19 protein-coding genes are annotated in these 23,353 nt (G+C 64.1%); 15 read left to right on the top strand and 4 right to left on the bottom strand.

Annotated elements, in window-relative coordinates; all coding sequences use genetic code 11:
* Positions 1 to 93: 93 nt before the first annotated feature.
* The 3 genes from XH96_RS28490 to XH96_RS28480 all read left to right on the top strand — a co-directional run bounded on the left by XH96_RS28490 (position 94) and on the right by XH96_RS28480 (position 2,126).
* Positions 94 to 1,011, top strand: a complete 918-nt coding sequence (locus tag XH96_RS28490; RefSeq protein WP_194388846.1) for an intradiol ring-cleavage dioxygenase — start codon at positions 94 to 96, stop codon at positions 1,009 to 1,011.
* Between the two features lie 92 nt (positions 1,012 to 1,103).
* A complete protein-coding gene (locus XH96_RS28485; RefSeq protein WP_246789769.1) occupies positions 1,104 to 1,574 on the top strand; it encodes a hypothetical protein in 471 nt (156 codons plus the stop codon).
* Between the two features lie 99 nt (positions 1,575 to 1,673).
* Positions 1,674 to 2,126, top strand: a complete 453-nt coding sequence (locus XH96_RS28480) for a hypothetical protein (protein ID WP_194388844.1) — start codon at positions 1,674 to 1,676, stop codon at positions 2,124 to 2,126.
* A gap of 110 nt (positions 2,127 to 2,236) precedes the next feature.
* Here the strand turns inward: XH96_RS28480 and XH96_RS28475 are convergent, their stop codons facing one another.
* Complete coding sequence (locus XH96_RS28475) at positions 2,237 to 3,967, bottom strand: bifunctional protein-serine/threonine kinase/phosphatase (RefSeq protein WP_194388842.1); 1,731 nt, start codon at positions 3,965 to 3,967, stop codon at positions 2,237 to 2,239.
* A gap of 66 nt (positions 3,968 to 4,033) precedes the next feature.
* The gene (locus tag XH96_RS28470; protein ID WP_194388840.1) at positions 4,034 to 4,873 is read right to left on the bottom strand and encodes a formate/nitrite transporter family protein; all 840 of its coding nucleotides are present in this window, start codon (positions 4,871 to 4,873) and stop codon (positions 4,034 to 4,036) included.
* 674 nt (positions 4,874 to 5,547) lie between these two features.
* On the opposite strand from XH96_RS28470, the gene XH96_RS28465 reads away from it, so the two are divergent.
* The 11 genes from XH96_RS28465 (at position 5,548) to XH96_RS28415 (ending at position 19,323) form a co-directional block, all read left to right on the top strand.
* Positions 5,548 to 6,864 (top strand): CmpA/NrtA family ABC transporter substrate-binding protein, encoded by a 1,317-nt coding sequence (locus XH96_RS28465; protein WP_194388838.1) that lies wholly within the window; start codon positions 5,548 to 5,550, stop codon positions 6,862 to 6,864.
* A 64-nt stretch (positions 6,865 to 6,928) separates the two neighbouring features.
* On the top strand, positions 6,929 to 7,825 hold the full coding sequence (gene ntrB, locus XH96_RS28460) for a nitrate ABC transporter permease (protein WP_194388836.1): 897 nt from the start codon (positions 6,929 to 6,931) through the stop codon (positions 7,823 to 7,825).
* A gap of 11 nt (positions 7,826 to 7,836) precedes the next feature.
* A complete protein-coding gene (locus XH96_RS28455; protein ID WP_194388834.1) occupies positions 7,837 to 8,631 on the top strand; it encodes an ABC transporter ATP-binding protein in 795 nt (264 codons plus the stop codon).
* A 339-nt stretch (positions 8,632 to 8,970) separates the two neighbouring features.
* Entirely contained in the window at positions 8,971 to 10,350 is a 1,380-nt protein-coding gene (locus XH96_RS28450) for an MFS transporter (protein ID WP_194388833.1), read from the top strand.
* A gap of 179 nt (positions 10,351 to 10,529) precedes the next feature.
* Positions 10,530 to 10,958: a globin family protein gene (locus XH96_RS28445; protein ID WP_194388831.1), complete on the top strand. Its 429-nt coding sequence runs from the start codon at positions 10,530 to 10,532 to the stop codon at positions 10,956 to 10,958.
* A 10-nt stretch (positions 10,959 to 10,968) separates the two neighbouring features.
* Positions 10,969 to 12,186 (top strand): NAD(P)/FAD-dependent oxidoreductase, encoded by a 1,218-nt coding sequence (locus XH96_RS28440; protein WP_194388829.1) that lies wholly within the window; start codon positions 10,969 to 10,971, stop codon positions 12,184 to 12,186.
* Between the two features lies 1 nt (position 12,187).
* Positions 12,188 to 14,893, top strand: a complete 2,706-nt coding sequence (locus XH96_RS28435) for a nitrate reductase (protein ID WP_194388827.1) — start codon at positions 12,188 to 12,190, stop codon at positions 14,891 to 14,893.
* A gap of 406 nt (positions 14,894 to 15,299) precedes the next feature.
* Positions 15,300 to 16,196: an SMP-30/gluconolactonase/LRE family protein gene (locus XH96_RS28430; protein WP_194394291.1), complete on the top strand. Its 897-nt coding sequence runs from the start codon at positions 15,300 to 15,302 to the stop codon at positions 16,194 to 16,196.
* An 18-nt stretch (positions 16,197 to 16,214) separates the two neighbouring features.
* Positions 16,215 to 17,054, top strand: a complete 840-nt coding sequence (locus XH96_RS28425) for an aldo/keto reductase (protein WP_194388826.1) — start codon at positions 16,215 to 16,217, stop codon at positions 17,052 to 17,054.
* Between the two features lie 187 nt (positions 17,055 to 17,241).
* Entirely contained in the window at positions 17,242 to 18,183 is a 942-nt protein-coding gene (locus XH96_RS28420; RefSeq protein WP_194394290.1) for a DMT family transporter, read from the top strand.
* Positions 18,184 to 18,243: 60 nt separating this feature from the next.
* A complete protein-coding gene (locus tag XH96_RS28415; RefSeq protein ID WP_194388824.1) occupies positions 18,244 to 19,323 on the top strand; it encodes a zinc-binding dehydrogenase in 1,080 nt (359 codons plus the stop codon).
* A gap of 5 nt (positions 19,324 to 19,328) precedes the next feature.
* On the opposite strand, the gene ppk2 is transcribed toward XH96_RS28415, so the two are convergent.
* Positions 19,329 to 20,249: a polyphosphate kinase 2 gene (gene ppk2 / locus XH96_RS28410; protein ID WP_194388822.1), complete on the bottom strand. Its 921-nt coding sequence runs from the start codon at positions 20,247 to 20,249 to the stop codon at positions 19,329 to 19,331.
* A 91-nt stretch (positions 20,250 to 20,340) separates the two neighbouring features.
* Complete coding sequence (locus XH96_RS28405; RefSeq protein ID WP_028177825.1) at positions 20,341 to 20,802, bottom strand: Lrp/AsnC family transcriptional regulator; 462 nt, start codon at positions 20,800 to 20,802, stop codon at positions 20,341 to 20,343.
* Positions 20,803 to 20,934: 132 nt separating this feature from the next.
* Between XH96_RS28405 and XH96_RS28400 the strand changes: the two genes are divergently transcribed.
* Positions 20,935 to 23,298: a transketolase gene (locus XH96_RS28400; RefSeq protein WP_194388821.1), complete on the top strand. Its 2,364-nt coding sequence runs from the start codon at positions 20,935 to 20,937 to the stop codon at positions 23,296 to 23,298.
* Positions 23,299 to 23,353: the final 55 nt, after the last annotated feature.

The following is a 23,353-nucleotide window of genomic DNA, read 5'->3' as shown; positions in this document are numbered from 1 at the left end:
TAACGCGGCCGGGCCGACTGGTGTAGGCTCGGCTTCGGAACGCCTCCAGGGAGCCCGCCCGGGCCAACGAGAAAAACGCGAGGGCAACGCATCATGACGCAGTTCAACGAGACCGAACTCACCGAAGCCGTCGTTCGGAGCTTCGACCAGACGCCTGATACGCGGGCAAAATTCCTGCTGCAGGAATTGGTGAAGTCGCTGCACGATTACGTGAGCAAGACCGGCCTGACCTTCGAGGAATGGGAATACGCCATCGATTTCCTGACCCGGACGGGGCAGAAATGCACCGACACGCGCCAGGAGTTCATCCTGTTGTCCGACGTGCTCGGCGTCTCCATGCTGGTCGACGCCGTCAACCACCGCGACCGCGAGGGCGCGACCCAAACGACAGTGCTCGGTCCGTTCTATGTCGGCGAGCACAAGGTGACCGCGCATGGCACCGACATCTCGCCGAACAATCAGACGGGCGAACGGATGTTCGTGCAGAGCCGCGTCACCGACCTCAAGGGCAAGCCGCTCGCGGGCGTTCCCGTCGATGTCTGGCATGCCGATGACGACGGCTTCTACGACTCCCAGAAACCGAACTATGACGAGGTCGGTTCCTCGGCACGGGCGCGCTTCATCACGGACAGCGACGGCCGCTTCTTCTTCCGCACCATCCTGCCATGCAGCTATCCGATCCCGACCGACGGCCCGGTCGGCGAGATGATCGTGCAGACGGGTCGCCACCCGATGCGCCCGGCGCATGTGCACTTCCTGGTCAATGCGAAAGGCTATGAGCCGCTGATCACCCACGTCTTCGTCGGCGGCGACAAGTATCTCGATTCCGACGTCGTGTTCGGCGTCAAGGACGACCTCGTCGCCAAGGTCGAGCCGCGCAACGATCCTGCAATGCCCGACGGCACCAAGGCGAATGGGCAATGGCATTTGATGACGTACGAATTCCACCTCAAGCCGGGCGGCGGCATGGTGCCGAAGCCGCTGGGGACGAAAGCTGCGGAGCCGGCGTGAGGGCTTGCTGGGAGGCGCGGCAGCCTGGACGCGTACGACGTCAGCTGTGCCTCTGAAAGAAGTGCAGTTATGGACCACAGCGAATTTCCGAGTTGGACGATCTGCGGACATTCAAGCTGAAAAATGATAGAAGGCGTACCTGCTTGGTGTCGCCGGAGCAAGCTGTGCCTAAGTATTTTGCGATCGACGCAGGCGTGAGGTTCGACTGCGATAAGAGCGACCTTCTCACGATCAAGTGGGAAGCCTATAGCCTTTCGGCGGACTTCCTTCTGCCGGACGCAAACAGGCAGGCGCTTCGTGTTCGCTTCAATGGCGCGACAATAGTGCGTCTCTTGGACGAAATGCCGCTCAGCACCGAACAACAGCCTACGAAGAACGAGGGACTAGTTCCAAGGCACTTCGCATATCGCGTGGAGGGTTCTACCTTCGCGGACACCCAGTCGGAGCCATGGAAGAAGGTTCATCATCCTGTTCGACATTACGAATTTATCACGGGATGGGGCTGCATGGATGTGCTCTCTGGAGCAGATCCGACCTTTGAAGTTATTGATATCAGCGACTGATGAAGGTCCGGAACGAGTCACAGCTGGTATTAGCAACCTTGGCCGTTACAATTGGATCGTTGGCCCAAACCCCGGATCTTCTGCGTGGAAAGAAAATCAGTGCTGCACGAGCTGCTTGAGCTTAAAAAGCCGCTGGACGGGCGAAGGCATGTGGTGTCGATCCTTCGTCGTTATTGCGACGGCGATTTGAACCGCCATGACGTCGAACGCTGGGCCAGCTTGATCGTATCTCGCAACGACATCGGCTACAAGTCAGACGCCGTTGTAAGGGATTATCTATTAGAACTCGCACTTCCTGCAAACAGTCAGCTAACGAGAGAGCGCGCCGGCAAATCCGCGGTTGCGTTGATTGAAGGGCCGACCGCAAAAGCGGTCGAAGCTGCTGCGCGCGTCCTTCACCATGACGCACTACGTCATGGTTGGTGGGGCAACTACAAGAGGCCTTGCGATGAGCTTGCTGCGACCGATCCCATCGGGAAGTTGGAATTCGACGGCTTGGTGGAGCGTATGCTGATAGCGGCCATGCAAGCTAAAGCTGACGATAATCTATGACCAACGGACCGCCCTAATATTGCCGCTTTGGAGGCACGAGCGAGCGATGCTCGGACGGGCCACATTATTTCCGCTTGCTCGGCCGAAATTGACACTTGCGCCTTAAACGTTTAGCGCGCGTGCAGCAGCGCCAGCAGCGCGATGACCGCGCAGGCGAGCGCCGCCGACGTCACCTTCCAGAACATCAGCGGATTGCGCTCCAGGAGCGGCGTCATTCGCGTGTCGAGATAGGCCGGGTTGGGCGTGCGAAGCTCGTGGACGAATTCGGACAGGTCCTCGTGTCGCTTGTAGGGATCGGGATGGAGCGCGCGCCTGAACGCGCCATCGACCCAGGCCGGCACATTGCGGTCGTCGTCGGCCGGGCGATACTGGAGCCTGCGTACATCCGCCTTGCGCCGGATTTTCGCGACTTGGGTGCCATAGGGCAGCTTTCCCGTCACCATCTGATAGCAGATCACGGCCAGCGAAAACATGTCGGAGTGCGGTGAGCCGCCCTGTCCAAGAAAATACTCCGGCGCCGTATACTGGACCGTTCCCAGGATTTCGTCGGCCTCGTCGCGAGGTGCGGCCTCTGCGACGCCGGCCACCCTGACCGATCCGAAGTCGATGATCCTGGCGGTGCCGGTCTTGTCGATCAGGATGTTGTCGGGCCTGAGGTCCTGATGCAGCATCTCCATGCGGTGGAAGGCGCGCAGGCCCGCGGCAATCTGCTCGATGAGACCGCGCACGGTTTCGAGATCGGGGCGCGGATTGTCGATCATCCACTGCTTCAGGGTCTGTCCCTCGACGAATTCGGTCGCGACGTAGAGGTAGCTGCGCCGTCTCGACGGTGACCGCGGCTTCAGCACGTGCGGGCTGTCGATGCGGCGCGCGATCCACTCCTCCATCAGAAAGCGCTTCAGGTACGCAGCATTGTCGCGGAGGTCGACCGACGGCAGCTTGAGCGCGACCGGTTCCCCGGTCTCCACATCGGCGGCAAGATAGATATGGCTGCGGCTGCTGCCGTGAATCTCGCGGACGATCCGGTAGCCATCGAAGATCGCACGCGGCTGCGGCAGCGGCGGCAGCGGCAATTGTGCGGTCTGATTGAAGATGCCGGCCGGCTCGCGCTGCGGCACCGCATCGATGCGCAGGATCTGGACGGTGATGTTGTCGTCGCTGCCGCGCTGGTAGGCCTCCTCGACGATGGCCTTCGCCGCCGCGTCGAGATCGCCCGCATGCTCATTCATCGTGCTCGTGACGAAGCGTGCGTCGACGAATTCATAGGCGCCGTCGGTTGCCAGCAGAAAGATGTCGCCGGCCTCGACCTCGAAGGCCTGATAGTCGATCTCGAGCTGCGGATTGATGCCGAGCGCGCGGCCGAGATAGGTCTGCTCCGACGACACGATGATGCGGTGATCGTCGGTCAGCTGCTCGAGCGTCTTGCCGGCGAGGCGGTAGACGCGGCAATCGCCGACATGAAAGATGTGCGCGGTGGTCGCCTTGATGACCATGGCGCTGAGAGTGCAGACATAGCCCTTGTCCCGGTCATAGGCATATTGGCTCTTGCGCGTCTGCGCGTGCAGCCAGGAATTGGTCGCCTCCAGCACGCGGCGGGCGGAGGTCTTCACCGTCCAGGATTCCGACGTGCAGTAATAGTCCATCAGGAAGCTCTTGACCGCCGACTCGCTGGCGATCTGGCTCACCGTGCTGGAGGAGATGCCGTCGGCGAGGACGGCCGCGATGCCCTTCAGGCTGAGCAGCGGCTCTCCCGGAATCAGGACACCGTGAAAGTCCTGGTTGACGGGCTTGCGGCCCTTGTCGGAATGCTGGCCGACCGAGATCTGGAGTCCGCAGGTCATCGTCGCCACCGGCAAAGGGGAGCCTCACCGTGCTCGGTCGCGGCTCCCCTGTCGAGATGGGTTCGATCAGGCCGCAACGCGGGGCTTCACAGCCTTGGCGGCCTGGCGCTTCGGCAGGGTCATGACGTGCGTGGCGTAGAGGGTCATGCCGGTGAAGGCGAGGCCGCCGACGAGGTTGCCGAGCACGGTCGGGATCTCGTTCCAGATCAGATAATCCATGATCGAGAACTTCGCGCCGAGCAGCAACCCGGACGGGAACAGGAACATGTTCACGACGGAATGCTCGAACACCATGTAGAAGAACACCAGGATCGGCATCCACATCGCGATGACCTTGCCCGGGACCGAGGTCGAGATCATGGCGCCGACGACGCCGGTCGAGACCATCCAGTTGCAGAGCATGCCGCGTAAGAACAGCGTCGCCATGCCTGCCGCGCCGTGCGCGGCATAGCCGAGGGTTCGCCCTTCGCCGATATTGCCGATAGCGGCGCCGACCTTGTCCGGCGCCTGGGTGAAGCCGAAGGTCGTGACGAAAGCCATCATGAAGGCCACCGTGAAGGCGCCGGCGAAGTTGCCGACGAACACGAGACCCCAATTGCGCAGCACGCCGCCGATGGTGACGCCCGGGCGCTTGTCGATCAGGGCGAGCGGGGAGAGCACGAAGACGCCGGTGAGGAGATCGAAGCCCAGCAGGTAGAGCATGACGAAGCCGACCGGAAACAGCAGCGCGCCGATCAGCGGCTGGCCGGTGTTGACGTTGATCGTCACGGCGAACCAGGCCGCCAGCGCCAGGATGGCGCCCGCCATATAGGCTCGGATGATGGTATCCCGGGTGGACATGAAGATCTTGGACTCGCCTGCATCCACCATCTTGGTGACGAATTCCGAAGGCGCGAGATACGACATCAATGGTTCCTTTGCTTCCTAAGGGAGATCGACACGCTCCGGAGAGCGCGGCTGAACGTGTTCGGCCGTGCGGGCTGCCTGCCGCGCACGAGGGCTATGGAAAATCTGGAAGCCTTGGGAATCGCGTCACGAGGACTTTGAGCCGGGAAGGGCCGCGAAGCAGTTGAGCTTCCGGGATGCGGCCGCCAGAGGCTGCATCAATGCGGCAAGCCGCAGTCTTCGTTGACGTTGAAAGAAAAGCAAGTTGCGTGCCGGCGCGTAGTGTCAAAAATACCGAGTAATTTCAATGTGATGCCGCTCTGCTTGATCTGATTCTGACTTCGCTTCGGCCTTTTTCTTGAGCTGTTGCCCAAGCTTTGTGCGTCGCACAAGCAATGTGCAGGTCGCAAATTTCCCGTGCGGAACCGACCTGCGACAGTCTAGCGCCGCCGATATAACACATTGATTCGTTTTCGCTTTTCAAAGCGCCGGGCTTGGCATGAAGCTTGAATGGTTCCAGCCGACGCCATTGAAGCCGTCCCGCGAGAATTCTCATCCGATTTGCTGACGCCACCAGACGGGGGTCCTCCCCGTCGCGCGTTCGCATGCGCCGAAGATGGCGCCACCGGACGGACGGGCCGCTCGCGCGCACAGCCGCAAATCATTCCGCACAGCCGCAAAGGACGACACAGCCTATGACCAAGCGCATTCGCCGGCCCTCCAAGACTGGCCTCAGCCGCCGTCAATTGTTGAAAGCCACCGGCGCGACCGCCGCATTGCTCGCCGCCGCCAAGCTGAATTTCCCCGCCGGCGCCTTCGCGCAGGACGCCGGCCCCGAGGTCAAGGGCGCCAAGCTCGGCTTCATTGCGCTGACGGACGCCACGCCGCTATTCGTCGCCAAGGAAAAGGGCTTTTTCGCCAAGTATGGCATGCCCGATGTCGAGGTACAGAAGCAGGCTTCCTGGGGCACCACCCGTGACAATCTCGTGCTCGGCTCCGAGGGCAACGGCATCGATGGCGCACATATCCTGACACCGATGCCGTATCTGATCTCGGCGGGTAAGGTGACACAGAACAATCAGCCGACGCCCATGTACATCCTGGCGCGGTTGAACCTGAATGGTCAGTGCATCTCCGTTGCCAAGGAGTATGCAGATATCAAGGTCGGGATCGACACCGCGCCCTTCAAGACTGCGCTGGAGAAGAAGAAGGCCGGAGGCAAGGCTGTCAAGGCCGCGATGACCTTCCCGGGCGGCACGCATGATCTTTGGATCCGCTATTGGCTCGCCGCCGGCGGCATCGATCCGGACAAGGATATCGAAACCATCGTGGTGCCGCCACCGCAGATGGTCGCCAACATGAAGGTCGGCACCATGGATTGCTTCTGCGTTTGCGAGCCGTGGAATCTGCAGCTCATCCATCAGAACATCGGCTACACCGCAATCACCACCGGTGAGCTCTGGGACAAGCATCCCGAAAAGTCGTTCGGCATGCGCGCGGCCTGGGTCGACAAATACCCGAAGGCAGCGAAGGCACTGCTGATGGCGGTGATGGAAGCCCAGCAGTGGTCCGAGAAGATGGAAAACCGCGAGGAAGCCGCGGTGATCTGCGCCAAGCGCCAGTGGATCAATTGCCCGGTCGAGGACATCACCGACCGCATGAAGGGCAAGTTCGACTACGGTACTGGCCGGGTGGTCGACAACTCGCCGCAGCAGATGCGCTTCTGGAAGGATCATGCCTCCTATCCCTTCAAGAGCCACGACCTGTGGTTCATGACCGAGGACATCCGCTGGGGCAAGTACGAGGCCGGTTTTGACAGCAAGGCGCTGATTGCCAAGGTCAACCGCGAGGACCTCTGGAAGGACGCGGCCAAGACCCTCGGCGTCGCCGCCGCCGATATTCCGACATCCACCTCGCGCGGCAAGGAGACCTTTTTCGACGGCAAGGTCTTCGATCCGGAGAATCCGGCAGCCTATCTGAAGTCGCTCGCGATCAAGCGCGTCGAAGTCTGATGGAGCCAGCGGCCGCCCATGGGCGGCGGCCGCATCGTCCCAGCCAATCCGGAGAGAGATTGCGATGAGCATGACTGCCACCAAGATCGAGGTTGAGACCGCGAAGCCTGCCGCAACAATTGCGCCAGTCGTCGCGCTGACGCCAAAGCGTCCCCCGCGCGCCGAAGCTTACGCACGCATGGCACGGGAGACGGCCGTGCGCGTGATCCCGCCGCTGGTCGTCATTGCGCTGCTGACGCTGGTGTGGGAGCTGGTCTGCCGCCGCGCGGGCTCGGCGCTGCCGCCGCCGTCGAAGGTGTTCACGGACACGAAGGAACTGATCCTCGATCCGTTCTTCGACAATGGCGGCATCGACAAGGGCCTGTTCTGGCATCTGTCCGCCAGTCTCCAGCGCGTCGCCTTCGGCTATTCGCTGTCGGCCATTGCCGGCATCGGGCTCGGCGTGCTGGTCGGGCAGTCGGTCTGGGCGATGCGCGGGCTCGATCCGCTGTTCCAGGTGCTGCGCACGATTCCGCCGCTGGCCTGGTTGCCGCTGTCGCTCGCGGCGTTCCGCGACGGCCAGCCTTCCGCGATCTTCGTCATCTTCATCACCTCGATCTGGCCGATCATCATCAACACCGCGGTCGGCATCCGCAACATCCCGCAGGACTATCGCAACGTCGCGGCCGTGGTGCAGCTCAATCCGCTGGAATTCTTCGCAAAGATCATGATCCCGGCGGCGGCGCCCTACATCTTCACGGGCCTGCGCATCGGCATCGGCCTGTCGTGGCTTGCGATCGTCGCGGCGGAAATGCTGATCGGCGGCGTCGGCATCGGCTTCTTCATCTGGGACGCCTGGAACTCCTCGCATATCAGCGAGATCATCCTGGCGCTGTTCTATGTCGGCATCATCGGCTTCGTGCTGGACCGCCTGATCGCGGGGCTCGGCAAATTCGTCACCCACGGTACCGCGCAGAACTGAGGAGAGGGGACATGACCGCCTATCTGAAGCTCGACCACATCGACAAGGTCTTCACCCGCGGCGCCGCCACCACGGAGGTGCTGAAGGACATCAACCTGACGATCGAGAAGGGCGAGTACGTCTCGATCATCGGCCATTCCGGCTGCGGCAAGTCGACCCTGCTCAACATCATCGCAGGGCTCACCGGCGCCACCACGGGCGGCGTGCTGCTGGAAAACCGCGAGGTGAACTCGCCGGGGCCCGACCGCGCCGTGGTGTTCCAGAACCACAGCCTGCTGCCGTGGCTGACCGTCTACGAGAACGTCAAGCTCGGCGTCGACAAGGTCTTTGCCAGGACCAAGTCCCGCGCCGAGCGCGACGCCTGGGTGATGCACAATCTCAATCTCGTGCAGATGGCTCATGCCAGGGACAAGCGTCCTTCCGAAATCTCCGGCGGCATGAAGCAGCGCGTCGGCATCGCGCGGGCGCTCGCCATGGAGCCGAAGGTGCTGCTGCTGGACGAGCCGTTCGGCGCGCTCGACGCGCTGACCCGAGCCCATCTGCAGGACTCGGTCATGGCGCTGCATCAGAAGCTCGGCAACACCATCCTGATGATCACGCACGATGTCGACGAGGCCGTGTTGCTGTCCGACCGCATCGTCATGATGACGAACGGGCCGAGCGCGCGCATCGGCGAGGTGCTGGAGGTGCCGCTGGCGCGGCCGCGCAAGCGGCTCGAGCTCGCGACCAACGCCACCTATCTGAAGTGCCGCCAGCGCGTGCTCGAATTCCTCTACGAGCGTCATCGCTTCGTCGAGGCCGCGTAAATCACGCGTTGACGTGAAACATGCCCGCGCCCAGCTGATCCACACCGAGCTCAATCCTTGTGCATCGCACAGGGATTGAGCGAATCGCAAGTTTAGCGTGCGGAAAAGTCCTGCAAAGAATTCGGGCAGTACGAATAACGTCCTGAAATCCCTACATTTCCAGTGTGCGCGCAACTGGCACGGAAATTGAAGTGTCTTTGCGCGACGCCAACGACGACGTCCCTCAACATCATCAATCAGCATCGTGAACTCGCCACCGGGGTGAAGCCTCGGAGCGCGCCTCCTTGTCTGGAGGCTGAGCCTGCAACGACGCAGCGGTGAGACTGGAAGGGATATGCAATGACGAAGAGTCCCACTTGGATTTCTGACTGGCGCCCCGAGGATGAGGCGTTCTGGAACGCGACCGGCAAGACGATCGCGCGGCGCAACCTGATCTGGTCGATCGTAGCCGAGCATATCGGCTTCTCGGTCTGGCTGATCTGGAGCATCGTCACGACCAAGCTGCCGCAGGCCGGCTTCCACTACACCACCGACCAGCTGTTCCAGCTCGTCGCCGTGCCGGGGCTGATCGGCGCCTTGATGCGCTTTCCCTACACCTTCGCAGTGACGACGTTCGGCGGTCGGAACTGGACCATCTTCAGCGCGGCGATCCTGTTCATCCCGACCTTGTCGCTCGCCTATTTCGTGAGCCAGCCCGACACGCCGTTCTGGCTCATGCTGCTGGTCGCCTCGACCGCGGGTCTCGGCGGCGGCAATTTCGCCTCCAGCATGACCAACATCTCCTTCTTCTTCCCCGACCGGATGAAGGGATGGGCGCTCGGCCTCAACGCCGCCGGCGGCAATATCGGCGTCTCCAGCGTGCAGCTCCTGACCCCGATCCTGATGACGCTCGCGGTCTTCAACCTGTTCCAGGCGACGCCCGTCGACGGCATCTATCTCCAGAACGCCGGCCTGATGTGGGTGCTGCCGATCGCGATCGCGGTGTTCGGCGCGGTGTTCTTCATGAACAATCTCACCACGGCGAAATCGTCGGTGAAGAACCAGCTTGCGGTCGTCAAGCGCAAGCACACCTGGATCATGGCGTATCTCTACATCGGCACGTTCGGGTCTTTCATCGGCTATTCCGCGGCGTTTCCGCTTCTGATCAAGACGCAATTCCCCACCGTGATGATCTCGATCGCCTTCCTGGGCCCGCTGGTCGGCTCGCTGTCGCGTCCGCTCGGCGGCTGGCTCGCAGATCGGGTCGGCGGCTCCATCATCACCTTCTGGAACTTCATCGCGATGGCGGGCGCCACGGTTGGCGTGCTCTACTTCGTCGGGCAAAAGGATTTCATCGGCTTCCTGTCGATGTTCCTGATCCTGTTCGTGACGACGGGCATCGGCAACGGCTCGACCTACCGCATGATCCCCTCGATCTTCCGCGAGGAGAACCTGTTCAAGGTGCGCGGCAAGGGCGATGGCGCACGTGCGGCCGCGCTGAAGACCGCGAGCATCGAAAGCGGCGCGGCGGTCGGCTTCATCGGCGCGATCGGTGCCGTCGGCGGCTATCTGATCCCGAGCGGCTTCGGAAAGTCGATCGCCATGACCGGCGGGCCGCAGCTCGCGCTCGCGATCTATCTCGCCTTCTACGCCTCGTGCCTCGCCCTGACCTGGTGGTTCTACCTGCGTCGCAGCCCGCAGGGTGAAGGCGCGCCAAGCCTCGCCGGAGCGCGCGTGTAGAGCATGATCCGGAAAAGTGTGAAGCGGCTTTCCGACCAGATCATGCTCAGAAGATAGAACTTGGCACGAATGTCGCTTCTCTCCGTACGCGGGGAGAAGTTTCTCTGATGACGTTTGATCCATGAACTTTTTCCGCAATGGCGCGGACGAAGGCAGACCGAAACAGACAGGAGAACATCATGACGCCCGAACAGATTACCCTCATTCAGCAGAGCTTCACCAAGGTCGCGCCGATATCGGAGCAGGCCGCGGTGCTGTTCTACGATCGCCTGTTCGAGGTGGCGCCGTCCGTGCGCGCGATGTTTCCTGAGGACATGACCGAGCAGCGCAAGAAGCTGATGGGCATGCTCGCCGCCGTGGTCGGAGGCCTGTCGAACCTCGAGTCGATTCTTCCCGCGGCCTCCGCCCTCGCCAAGCGACACGTCGCCTACGGCGCCAAGGCCGAGCACTACCCTGTGGTCGGCGCGACCTTGCTGTGGACCCTGGAGAAGGGTCTTGGCGAAGCCTGGACGCCAGATCTCGCCAAGGCCTGGACCGACACCTACGGCGTGTTGTCCGGCTACATGATATCCGAGGCCTATGGCGCACCAGCGCAGGCCGCCGAATAGGAGATGCCTCGTGAGTGAACCGCTGATCATCGTCGGTAACGGTATGGCGGCCGCGCGTCTGGTCGACGAGCTCGCGAAGACCGCGCTCGGCCGCTACGCCGTCGCCGTGATCGGCGAAGAGCCGCGGCTCGCTTACAACCGCGTGCTGCTCTCCTCCGTGCTGGCCGGTGAGACCGGATCGCACGAGATCGAACTGCGGCCGGCCGAGTGGTGGCGACACCGCGGCGTCACGGTCCGCTACGGCTATCGCGTCACCGAGATCGACACCGGCCGCCGCGAGCTGAAGATCGAAGGCGAGGAGAGCATGGAGTACTCCAAGCTCGTCCTCGCCACCGGCTCGACGCCGCTGCGGCTCAACGTGCCGGGTGCCGATCTAGCCGGGGTGCACACCTTTCGCGACACCCGCGACGTCGACCTGCTGCTGACGCTGGCGGCGGCGAAGAAGCGCGTCGTGGTGGTCGGAGGCGGTTTGCTCGGGCTGGAGGCGGCCTATGGCCTCGCCAAGGCCGGTGCCCCCGTGACGCTGCTGCATCTGATGGACCGGCTGATGGAGCGCCAGCTCGATCCGCCCGCCGCCGACCTGCTGAAGACGCTGGTCGAGCGCAAGGGCATCCGCATCCTGCTCAACGCCAGCACGAAGTGCATCCATGGCGACGGTCAGGTCGAGGCCGTCGAGCTCGCCGACGGCAACCGCATCGAGGCCGACGCCGTGATTTTCGCTGCCGGCATCAAGCCGAACGTCGTGCTGGCGAAGGATGCGGGCATCGCGGTCAATCGCGGGATCGTCGTCAACGACGTCATGCAGACCTCCTCAGCCGACATCTTCGCGCTCGGCGAATGCGCCGAGCATCGCGGCACCTGCTATGGCCTTGTCGAGCCCGCTTATGAGCAGGCGCGCGTGCTGGCGCGGCACCTTTCCGGCCGCCCCGCCGCCTATCAGGGCAGCGTGGTCTCGACCAATCTGAAGGTCTCCGGCGTCAGCGTGTTCTCCGCCGGCGACTTCATGGGCGGGGAGGGCAGCGAGAGCCTCGTGCTGTCGGACCGCAGCCGCGGCACCTACAAGAAGCTCGTGATCGCCGACGGCCGGCTCACCGGCGCCGTGCTGATCGGCGATACCGTCGATGCGCTCTGGTACCTCGAGCTGATCCGCAATCGCGACAAGGTCGCGGCGATCCGTACCGATATGATGTTTGGCCGCGCGGTAGCGCAGCCTTCGAAAGCGGCGTGACATGACGGCGATCGATCCAAATCTCCGCACCACCAAGACCACCTGTCCCTATTGCGGCGTCGGTTGCGGCGTGCTCGCGACGCCCGACGGCAAGGGCGGCGCGGCGATCGCCGGCGATCCCGATCATCCCGCCAATTTCGGCCGGCTGTGCTCCAAGGGCTCGGCGCTCGGCGAGACCGTCGGCCTCGAAGGTCGGCTGCTGTATCCGATGATCCGCTGCAAGGGCGTGCTCGAGCGGGTCGCCTGGAGCGATGCGCTCGACCACGTCGCCCATCGCATGAAGCACATCGTGGCGCGCGACGGCGCGGACGCAGTCGCGTTCTATCTCTCCGGTCAGCTGCTGACCGAGGACTATTACGTCGCCAACAAGCTGATGAAGGGGTTTGTCGGCACGGCGAATGTCGACACCAATTCCCGGCTCTGCATGTCCTCTTCAGTTGCGGGCCATCGCCGCGCCTTCGGCGCCGACACCGTGCCTGGCTGCTACGAGGATCTCGACCAGGCCGACCTGCTCGTCTTCGTCGGCTCGAATGCGGCCTGGTGCCATCCTGTGCTGTTCCAGCGCATGCTGAAGAACCGTGGGGAGCGCGGCGCGCGCATGGTCGTGATCGACCCGCGCCGTACCGACACCGCTGGCGATGTCGACCTGTTCCTCGGCCTCAGGCCCGGCACCGACACGGCGCTGTTCTCCGGCCTCCTCGTTCATCTCGCCGACAATGGCGCACTCGATCGGGACTACATCGCACGGAACACCAGCGGATACGACGACGCGCTGGCGCGTGCGCGCAACATCGCCGGCAGTGTCACTGCGACGGCGCTTGCCACGGGCCTCTCCGAGCAGGACGTCGCCACCTTCTTCAGGATGTTCCGTGACACCGAGAAGGTCGTCACGCTCTATTCGCAAGGGGTCAACCAGTCGGCGCAGGGCACCGACAAGGTCAACGCCATCCTGAACTGCCATCTTGCGACGGGGCGCATCGGCAAGCCCGGCGCCTCGCCGTTCTCGCTCACCGGCCAGCCCAATGCGATGGGCGGTCGCGAGGTCGGCGGCCTCGCCAATATGCTTGCCGCCCATATGGGTTTCACGCCGCCCGACATCGATCGCGTCAGGCGGTTCTGGAAGGCGCCGCGCATCGCCACCCATGAGGGGCTGAAGGCGGTGCAATTGTTCGAGGCCATCAACCGCGGCGAGATCAAGGCGCTGTGGGTGATGGGCACCAACCCGGCGGTGTCGCTGCCGGATGCCGACATGGTCCGCGAAGCCCTGAAGAAGCTCGAACTGTTCGTGGTTTCCGAGAACGTGCTCTCCAACGACACGGTCGAGGCCGGTCCGCATGTGCTGTTGCCGGCGCTGGCCTGGGGCGAGAAGTCGGGCACGGTGACCAATTCCGAGCGGCGTATCTCGCGCCAGCGCGCCTTCCTGCCGGCGCCGGGCGAGGCGCGCCCCGATTGGTGGATTCTCAGCGAGATCGCAAAACGTTTCGGTTTCGGCGACAGCTTCAACTACAAATCCGCTGCCGATATCTTTCGCGAGCATGCCGCACTCTCGGCCTTCGAGAACAATGGCAGCCGTGATTTCGACATCGGCGCGCTGACGTCGCTGACCGACGACGCCTTCGACGCCTTGGAGCCGGTGCAATGGCCCGCGCGCGAGGGGCAGAGGCCCGGCGAGCGTTTCTTTGCGCAAGGCGGCTTCTTCACCAATGACGGCAAGGGCCGCTTCGTCGCGCCGGAGGTGCCGGCGCTGCGCGGCGAGACCGGTCCGTCGCGCCCCCTGCGGCTCAACACCGGGCGCATCCGCGACCAGTGGCACACCATGACGCGCACGGGGCTGAGCCAACGGCTGGGCGCGCATTTGCCGGAGCCCTTCGTCGAGATTCATCCCGATGACGCCAGCAAATACGGCATCGCCCATGACAGCTATGCCCGCATCACCACGGATTACGGCCAGTGCATCCTGAAGGCCGTTGTCAGCGAACGGCAGCAGCGCGGCACCCTGTTCGTGCCGATCCATTGGAGCGCGATGAACGCCTCGCATGGCCGCGTCGGTGCGTTGGTGCAGTCCTTCACCGATCCGTTCTCGGGCCAGCCGGAGGCGAAGGCGACGCCGGCCGCGATCGCTCCTTACGAATTCGTCTTCCGCGGCTTCGCGCTGTCGCGAAAACAAATCGACCTGCCGGAGAATCTGTTGTGGACCCGCGTCACGGTCGCCGGCGGCTTCGGCTATCTCTTCGCTGACAACGGCGATCTTTCGCGCTGGCCCGCCTGGCTCGAGAACGTCGCGGGCGAGGACGTCGCCGAGTACCGCGACTTCGGCGGCGGGGTCTATCGCGCCGCCTCGTTCGCGGGCGAGCGCATCGAGACCTGCCTGTTCGTCGGACCCGCGCACGATGCCGGCGATTGGGAGGTGGTGAAAAGCGCATTCGCCGCCGACCAGGTGACCGACGAGCAGCGCCGTATGCTGCTGTCCGGCAAGTCGATAGAGGGCGCCGCTTCGACCGGCCCGATCGTCTGCGCGTGCTTCGGCGTCGGCCGCGGCACCATCTGCGACACCATCGCCGGCGGCGCACGCACCGCCGCCGAGATCGGCGCCAGGCTCAAGGCCGGCACCAATTGCGGCTCCTGCATCCCCGAGCTGAAGCGCCTGATCGCGACGACGGAGGTCGCGCCGGCGAAGCCGGCCAAGGTCGCCGGCGCGGCGGGGTAGGCTGGCTCTCTCCAACGTCATTGCGAACGTAGCGCGTAGCGAAGCAATCCAGGCTCTTCCCGATAAGGGCTTCTGGATTGCTTCGCTGCGCTCGCAATGACGGCTTGGATGCAGGTGGGTGCCAAAACTACGATCTCGTGCCCCGGACGCAGCGCAGCGTCATCCCGACGATGCGAAGCATCGTCCGGAGCGACGGTGCGCTGCAGAGCCGGGGGCCCATGTTGCACCGAGTTGCGTGGCTTACTGGGTTCCGGCTCTGCGCCGCAACGCTTGCGCGTTGCAGCGCGCCCGGGACACGAGAGTGGTATGGGCTGGCACGCAGCCATGCCGCCCGCGCCAATCGACGCACCGTCGATTGTGCCCTATGTTGCCGCGGCTTCCACCTCAGCACCCGTAAAAAGCAATGATGTACCTGGAAACGCCGCCGCGCCTGATCGAGACAAGAGTCTTCTCCGCCATGCCCGACAAGTTCCGCCGCAAGGGCGAGCGGACCGATTGGGCCGATGCCAACCGGCCGGGCATTGCCACCGACAGCTTCATCGAAGGTCCTTCATTCGACAAGGATGGCAATCTCTACATCGTCGACATTCCCTTTGGCCGCATCTTCCGTATTGCGCCTGACGGCGAGTGGTCGCAGGTCGCCGAATATGAGGGCTGGCCGAACGGGCTGAAGATCGCATCCGACGGCCGCATCCTGGTTGCCGATTACATGCACGGCCTCATGGAGCTTGACGCGAAGGCCGGGCGGATCAAGCCGGTGCTGACGGCGCGCAATTCGGAATCGTTTCGCGGCTGCAACGACCTGCATCTCGCCTCCAACGGCGATTTCTATTTCACCGATCAGGGCCAGACCGGCCTGCACGATCCCAGCGGTCGGGTTTATCGTCTCGCGTCGAACGGCCGGCTCGATTGCCTGATCGACACCGGCATCAGCCCGAATGGCCTCGTGCTCGACCCGACCGAGACCGTGCTGTTCGTCGCGATGACGCGCGACAACGCGGTGTGGCGGTTGCCCTTCATGAAGGACGGCAGCGTGTCCAAGGTCGGCCGCTTCTGCTCGCTGTTCGGCACCAGCGGGCCTGACGGGATGACCATGGACGCCAAGGGCCGGCTGTTCGTCGGTCATGCCTCGCTCGGCCATGTCTTCGTGTTCGCGCCGAACGGCGAACTGATCGCGCGGATCAAGTCCTGCGCGGGGCCGAACTGCACCAATGTCGCGATCGGTGGCGCGAAGAAGGATCGGCTCTATATCACGGAGTCGGCGACGGGCAGCGTGCTGGTTGCCGACATCAGTGATCTCTAGAGCATCTGAAGGAATAACATGAACACACATCCCTTCGGCCAGACCGGCGCCAACGTCCCCGTCATCGGGCAGGGCACCTGGTATCTCGATCACGGCGATCGCAAGCGCGCGATCGCGGCGCTTCAGCGCGGGCTCGATCTCGGCATGACCCATATCGACACCGCCGAAATGTACGGCGATGCCGAGCTCGTCATCGCGGATGCGATCGCGAGCCGGCGCGACGAGGTGTTCCTCGTTTCGAAAGTGCTGCCCAGCAACGCCTCGCGCCGCGGAACCATCACCGCCTGCGAGCGCTCGCTGAAGCGGCTCAAGACCGATCGGCTCGACTGCTATCTCCTGCACTGGCGCGGCTCTTATCCGCTGGAGGACACCGTCGCTGCATTCGAGGAACTGGTGAAATCCGGCAAGATCAAATCCTGGGGCGTCTCCAATTTCGACGCGGACGATCTCGACGAAATTCTCGACGTTGCGGGCGAGGGCCGGATCGCGTGCAACCAGGTGCTCTATCATCTGAAGGAGCGCGCGATCGAGCATGCGGTGATCCCGTGGTGCGAGCGGCACGGTGTCGCCGTCGTGGCCTATTCGCCGTTCGGGCATGACGATTTCCCGGCAAGCAGCAGCAAGAGCGGCGCCGTGCTGGCGCGCATCGCGGAGGCGCGGCGCGCAACGCCGCGTCAGGTCGCGCTGAGCTTCCTCACCCGTGCGGCCACGGTGTTCGCGATTCCGAAGGCCTCGTCTGCGGAACATGCCGGCGAGAATGCGGCGGCAGGCGACCTCGTGCTGACGAAGGACGAGATTGCCGCGCTGGACGCGGCGTTTCCCCGCGGGCCGAAGCCGCGCAGCCTTCCCATGCTGTAGTGCACAACGGGCAATATTAACGGAGCATTGACGCGCGCGGCGGCCTGCGCATATCGGCATCCTGTTTTCGGAAGTTGTGAACGCGGCGCATTTGTCGTTTTTTACGACCGTTCTCGATTCGCATTTTGCCCGGGTTCCAGCCGTGACACCGCCGCCCGCCGCAGCCGCAAGGCTCGACAGTATTCCCATGCCCGCACCGGAGAAGAAGCAGCAGGCTCGCCGCGCGCCTGCACGCGTCGATCATCCCTTCAAGGGCATCGCGCTGATCCTGCTCTCGACGGTTTTTCTGGGCTGCTCGGACGTCACCGCAAAGTATCTGGCGGCCAGCCTGCCTTCGATCGAGATCACCTGGATCCGATTCATCACTTTCACGCTGCTGTTCACGCCGGTGATGCTGCCGGCCTCGCCGCTCTATGCGATGCGCACCAAGCGTCCCGGCCTTCACGTGATGCGCGGCGCGGCGCTGCTCGGCTCCTCGCTGTTCTTCATCACGGGCCTCGGCTTCCTGCCGATCGCGGAAGCCTCCGCCACCGGCTTCGTCGCGCCGCTGTTCGTCACTGCGCTCTCGATCGTCTTCCTCGGCGAGAAGGTCGGCATGCGCCGCTGGATCGCCACGGCGCTCGGCCTCATCGGCGTGCTGATCATCCTGCGCCCGGGCACCAGCGCATTTCACCCCGCCGCAGTCTTTCCGTTGATCTCGGCGGCATGCTGGGCCGGCACGCTAATCCTGACGCGCATGATGAGCGGACGCGAAGCCGTTGTCACCACCATGGCCTATTCCTCGCTGACCGGCCTTGCGATTCTGACCGCGCTGGTACCGTTCGTCTGGGTCACGCCATCCTGGACCGCGGTCGCGCTCGGCATCTTCATCGGCGTCGCCTCGACCGCGGGCCAGTGGATCGTCGTGCTGGCCTATCGCTACGGCGATGCCTCTGTGCTGGCGCCGTTCTCCTACACGCAGCTGCTCTGGGTCAGCATTCTGGGCTTCTTCATCTTCGGCGAAGTGCCCGATGTCTTCACCATCACCGGCGCGGCCTTCATCGTGGCCAGCGGCCTCTACATCGCCCATCGCGAGCGTGTCCGCCGCGCCCAGCTCCTGGTACTGGAAGAGCGTTCCCCGAACGCCTGACGCAAGTTCGCTCCTCGTGCTTTGTGGTATCAGCGCTCCAAACAAGACGGGAGGAGCCGGATGCGGGCCGCGATTTTCAGGAACGGAGAGATCGTCGTCGACCGGATCGCCGAGCCGAAGCCGGGCCCCGGCCAGGTGCTGGTCAGGACGCTCGCCTGCGGTATCTGCGGCTCCGACCTGCACGCGCGCCAGCACGCCCATCGCATGGTGGAGATGGCGCGGAAGGTCGGGCGCAAGCCGATGGATCTCTCCCGTGACGTCGTGTTCGGCCACGAGTTCTGCTGCGAAATCGTCGACTACGGCACCGGCACCGGACGCAAGCTCAAGCCCGGCACCCGCGTCTGCTCGCTGCCGGCGCTGCTGACGCCGCAGGGTATCGAAGGCATCGGCTATTCCAACGACAATGTCGGCGGCTATGCCGAAGCGATGCTGTTGAGCGAGGCGCTGCTGCTTGAGGTGCCCAACGGGCTTGCGCCCGAGCATGCCGCGCTCACCGAGCCGCTGGCGGTCGGCGTCCACGCCGTGGCGAAAGCCAATATCAGCGGCGGCGAGGTGCCGCTCGTGATCGGCTGCGGCCCGGTCGGCCTCGCGGTGATCGCCGCGCTGAAGCTCAGGGGTCTGCACCCGATCGTCGCCGCGGACTATTCGCCGGCCCGGCGCGCGCTCGCGGCGAAGCTGGGCGCGGACGTCGTCGTCGATCCCCGGGTCTCGCAGCCCTATGCGACCTGGGCCGAGCACGCGCAGATGTCGGAGGCGGAGAAGGCGGCGCGGCCGCCGTTCCGGGCCATGCTGCCGGCGCTGAAGCCCGCGGTCATCTTCGAATGTGTCGGCGTGCCCGGCCTGCTCCAGCAGGTGTTCGAAGGCGCGCCGCGCGATGCACGGATCGTCGTGGTCGGCGTCTGCATGGAGACCGACAGAAGCGAGCCCATGCTCGGCATCATGAAGGAGCTGAGCGTCCAGTACGTGCTGGGCTACACGCCGGACGAATTCGCAAGCTCACTGCGCCTGATCGCGGAAGGGCAGGTGGATGCCGCCGCGATGGTGACGGCCGAAGTCGGCATCGACGGCGTCGCCAAGGCGTTCGCCGATCTCGCAAATCCCGAGGCGCACACCAAGATCCTCGTGCAGCCGTGGCGGTAGGAGTGTCAATATTTCGCCGGCACGTACATCTCCGGCGGGACCGGGCCTCGCTGGTAGTCGGGATTGCGCACGCGCGGCGGCAGCGTCACCGGAGCCCGCACGACCTCCTGGTACGGGATCTGAGTCAATAGATGCGCGATGCAGTTGAGCCGGGCGCGCTTCTTGTCCACGGCATCGACGATCCACCACGGGCTATCCGGCAGATGCGTGTGCTCCAGCATCGTCTCCTTGGCCTTGGTGTAGGCCTCCCAGCGACTGCGGGACTCGACGTCCATCGGGCTCAGCTTCCACTGCTTCAGGGGATCCTTGATGCGCATGGTGAAGCGGAACTGCTGCTCGTCGTCGGTGATCGAGAACCAGTACTTGACCAGGATGATGCCGGAGCGGATCAGCATGCGCTCGAACTCCGGCACTGTCTTGAAGAACTCCTGATATTCGTCCTCCGAGCAGAAGCCCATCACGCGCTCGACGCCGGCGCGGTTGTACCAGCTACGGTCGAACAGCACGATCTCGCCGCCGGCCGGCAGGTGTGCGACGTAACGCTGGAAGTACCATTGCGTGCGCTCGCGCTCGTTCGGCGCCGGAAGCGCCGCGACGCGGCAGATGCGGGGATTGAGGCGCTGGGTGATGCGCTTGATCACGCCGCCCTTGCCGGCGGCGTCGCGGCCCTCGAACAGCACCACGACCTTCTTCCTCTCGCTCTGCACCCAGTCCTGGAGCTTGATCAACTCGCCCTGGAGGCGAAGCAGCTCCCGGAAATAGAGCCTGCGATCGACCGTCGGTCTCAGCGTTCCGGTCTCGTCGAGGAGCTCGTCGAGGCGGGTATCATCCAGCTCCATCTCCAGTTCCTCGTCGAGATCGTCGGCCATTTCCTGGATGATGCGCTCGCGCTTGGAGATCTCGGATTTGCGATCGGCTGCGGTCATGGGTGCTTCTCTCGGCTCGAATACCAGTCACAACGACCATCGGCGGGGTTTGTTGCGACCATGTGACAACGTGCGATCCCGCTGACGCAGGTCACACCGGCAGCGCGATCGAATATTTCACCTGGCTCAGCGCGAAGCTGGACTCGATCGAGGCGATGCCGTCGAGCCGGGTCAGCTTGGTCTTGAGGAACGTCTCGTAGGAGGCGAGGTCGGCGGCGACGACGCGGAGCAGATAGTCGCGGTTGCCGGTCATCAGATAGCACTCCAGGACCTCGTCCCATTTCGAGATTGCGCGGGCGAAGCGGTTGAGGTCCTCCTCCTTCTGCCGGGCCAGCTTGATCGAGATGAAGACGCTGACATGCAGCCCCAGCGCCTTCTGGTCCACGGTTGCGATATAGCGAGAGATCACGCCGCGCTCCTCCAGCAGCTTGACCCGCCGGTGGCAGGGCGAGACCGAGAGCCCGACCTTGTCGGCGAGCTCCTGCATGGTCATCCGGCTGTCGTTCTGGAGATGGCTGAGGATTTTCCGGTCGATGGCGTCGAGCTCTGGCATTGGGATGGAACCTGGGTCAGGAGGCGTCTGATTGGTAAAATATCCCAATATCAGCCGGTATGGCGCGAAAAATTGAGAAGTTTGGCGCGGCCCGCAGGCGTATGATCAGTGCTTATTTCCCGGAGCATCGCTATGCCCGTTGACCCCGCTCGCCTCGACATCCTGACCGCGCTGGCCCGCAAGGCGCTGTGGCTGTCGTCCTGGACCATCCACCACGCCAACCACATCCGTTCCAATGCGGACGGACTAAAGGTCGGCGGCCACCAGGCCTCCTCCGCCTCGCTCGCGACCATCATGTCCGCGCTGTATTTCCACGTGCTGCGGCCCGAGGACCGCGTCGCGGTGAAGCCGCATGCGAGCCCGGTGTTCCACGCCATCCAGTATCTGTTCGGCCGCCAGACCCGCGAGAAGCTGGAGAATTTTCGCGGCTTCAAGGGTGCGCAGTCCTATCCCTCGCGCACCAAGGACGTCGACGACGTCGATTTCTCCACCGGCTCAGTCGGCCTCGGCGTCGCGCAGACGCTGTTCTCGTCGCTGGTGCAGGACTACGTCAAGGCGCATGGCTGGATGAAGGACCGCCGCGAGGGGCGGATGATCGCCCTCGTCGGCGACGCCGAAATGGACGAGGGCAACATCTTCGAGGCGCTCGCGGAGGGCTGGAAGCACGGCCTGCGCAACACCTGGTGGGTGGTCGACTATAACCGCCAGTCGCTCGATGCCGTCGTGCGCGAAGGTCTCTGGGAAAAGTTCGAGACCATGTTCCGCAATTTCGGCTGGGACGTCGTCATCGTGAAATACGGCCGCCTGATGCGCGAGGCGTTCGCGGAAGCTGGCGGCGAAGCCTTGAAGCGCTGGATCGACAACTGCCCGAACGCGCTCTATGCGGCGCTGTGCTTCCAGGGCGGCGCGGCCTTCCGCAAGCATCTGCACGACGAGATCGGCGACCAGGGCCCGATCACGAAGCTGATCGACAGGCGCAGCGACGAGGAGCTGCTGGCGCTGATGTCGAATCTCGGCGGCCACGACATGGCGAGCATGCTGGAGGCGTTCGACTCCATCGATCACGATCGCCCGGTCTGCTTCATCGCCTATACCATCAAGGGCGTCGGCCTGCCGTTCCAGGGTCACAAGGACAACCACGCCGGCCTGATGACGGTCGCGCAGATGGAGAAATACCGCGACAGCCAGAACATCCGGCCCGGACATGAATGGGACAAGTTCGAAGGGCTGACGCAGGACGCAGCCGAACTGGAAGCGTTCCTCGCGCGGGTGCCGTTCAACCAGGACGGCCGCCGGCTGACGGCGCCCGTCGTCGAGGTGCCCCAGCAGCTCGCCTTCAAGCCGTCGCCGCAGATGTCGACCCAGCAGGGCTTTGGCCTCGTCCTCAACGAGATCGCGCGCAGCGACGGCGAACTGGCAAAGCGCATCGTCACGACCTCGCCCGACGTCACCGTCTCGACCAATCTCGGCCCATGGGTGAACCGTCGCGGCCTGTTCGCACGCGCTGAGAAGGCCGATTTATTCCGCAGCGAGAAAATTCCTTCGACCTACAACTGGGACGCCTCGCCGAAGGGCCAACACCTCGAGCTCGGCATCGCCGAGATGAACCTGTTCATCATGCTCTCCGCGCTCGGCCTGTCGCACCAGATCAACGGCGAGCGGCTGCTGCCGGTCGGCACGCTCTACGATCCCTTCATCGAGCGCGGGCTCGATGCGCTGAACTATGCCTGCTACCAGGATGCGCGCTTCATGGTGGCGGCGACGCCGTCCGGCATCACGCTCGCGCCGGAGGGCGGCGCGCACCAGTCGATCGCGACGCCGCTGATCGGCATGGCGCAAGATGGCCTCGCCTCATTCGAGCCGGCCTTCGTCGACGAACTCGCCGTGATCATGGCGTTCGGTTTTGAGCACATGCAGCGCGATCCGGGCGAGGGCGGTTCGGTGTATTTGCGCCTCTCGACGCGCAGCATCGAGCAGGCGCAGCGGATCATGACGCCGGAGCTGAGGCAGGGCATCACCGACGGCGCTTACTGGCTGCGCAAGCCGGGCCCGAATGCCGAAGTCGTGATCGCCTATACCGGCGCGGTCGCGCCCGAGGCGATCGAGGCGACCGGCTTCATTGGCGAGAGTCGCCGCGACGTCGGCCTGCTCGCGATCACCTCGGCGGATCGCCTGCATGCGGGGTGGACCGCCGCGCGGAAATTGCGGCGCGACCGCCGCGGCGTCCAGCATCTCAGCCACGTCGAAAAACTGCTGGCGCCGCTGCCGCGCGACTGCGGCATCGTGACCGTGATCGACGGTCATCCCTCCGCGCTCGGCTGGCTCGGCAGCGTCCGCGGCCATCGCGTCGAGGCGCTCGGTGTCGAGCAGTTCGGCCAGACCGGCAGTATCGCGGACCTTTATCGGCACTACGGCATCGACGCCAACGCCATCATCGATGCGGCCGAAAGCCTCACCACCGGCGCGCCGGTGCTGCACCGGAAGATGGCGGTGTAGTCGAGGTAACCACGTCGTCATTCCGGGGCGATGCGAAGCATCGAACCCGGAATCC

Origin of the sequence: Bradyrhizobium sp. CCBAU 51765, assembly GCF_015291725.1 — a bacterium.
In the GTDB taxonomy this organism is placed as follows: domain Bacteria; phylum Pseudomonadota; class Alphaproteobacteria; order Rhizobiales; family Xanthobacteraceae; genus Bradyrhizobium; species Bradyrhizobium liaoningense.
The sequence above is the reverse complement of the archived record's forward strand: the minus strand, read 5'-3'. Positions and strand labels throughout refer to the sequence as shown.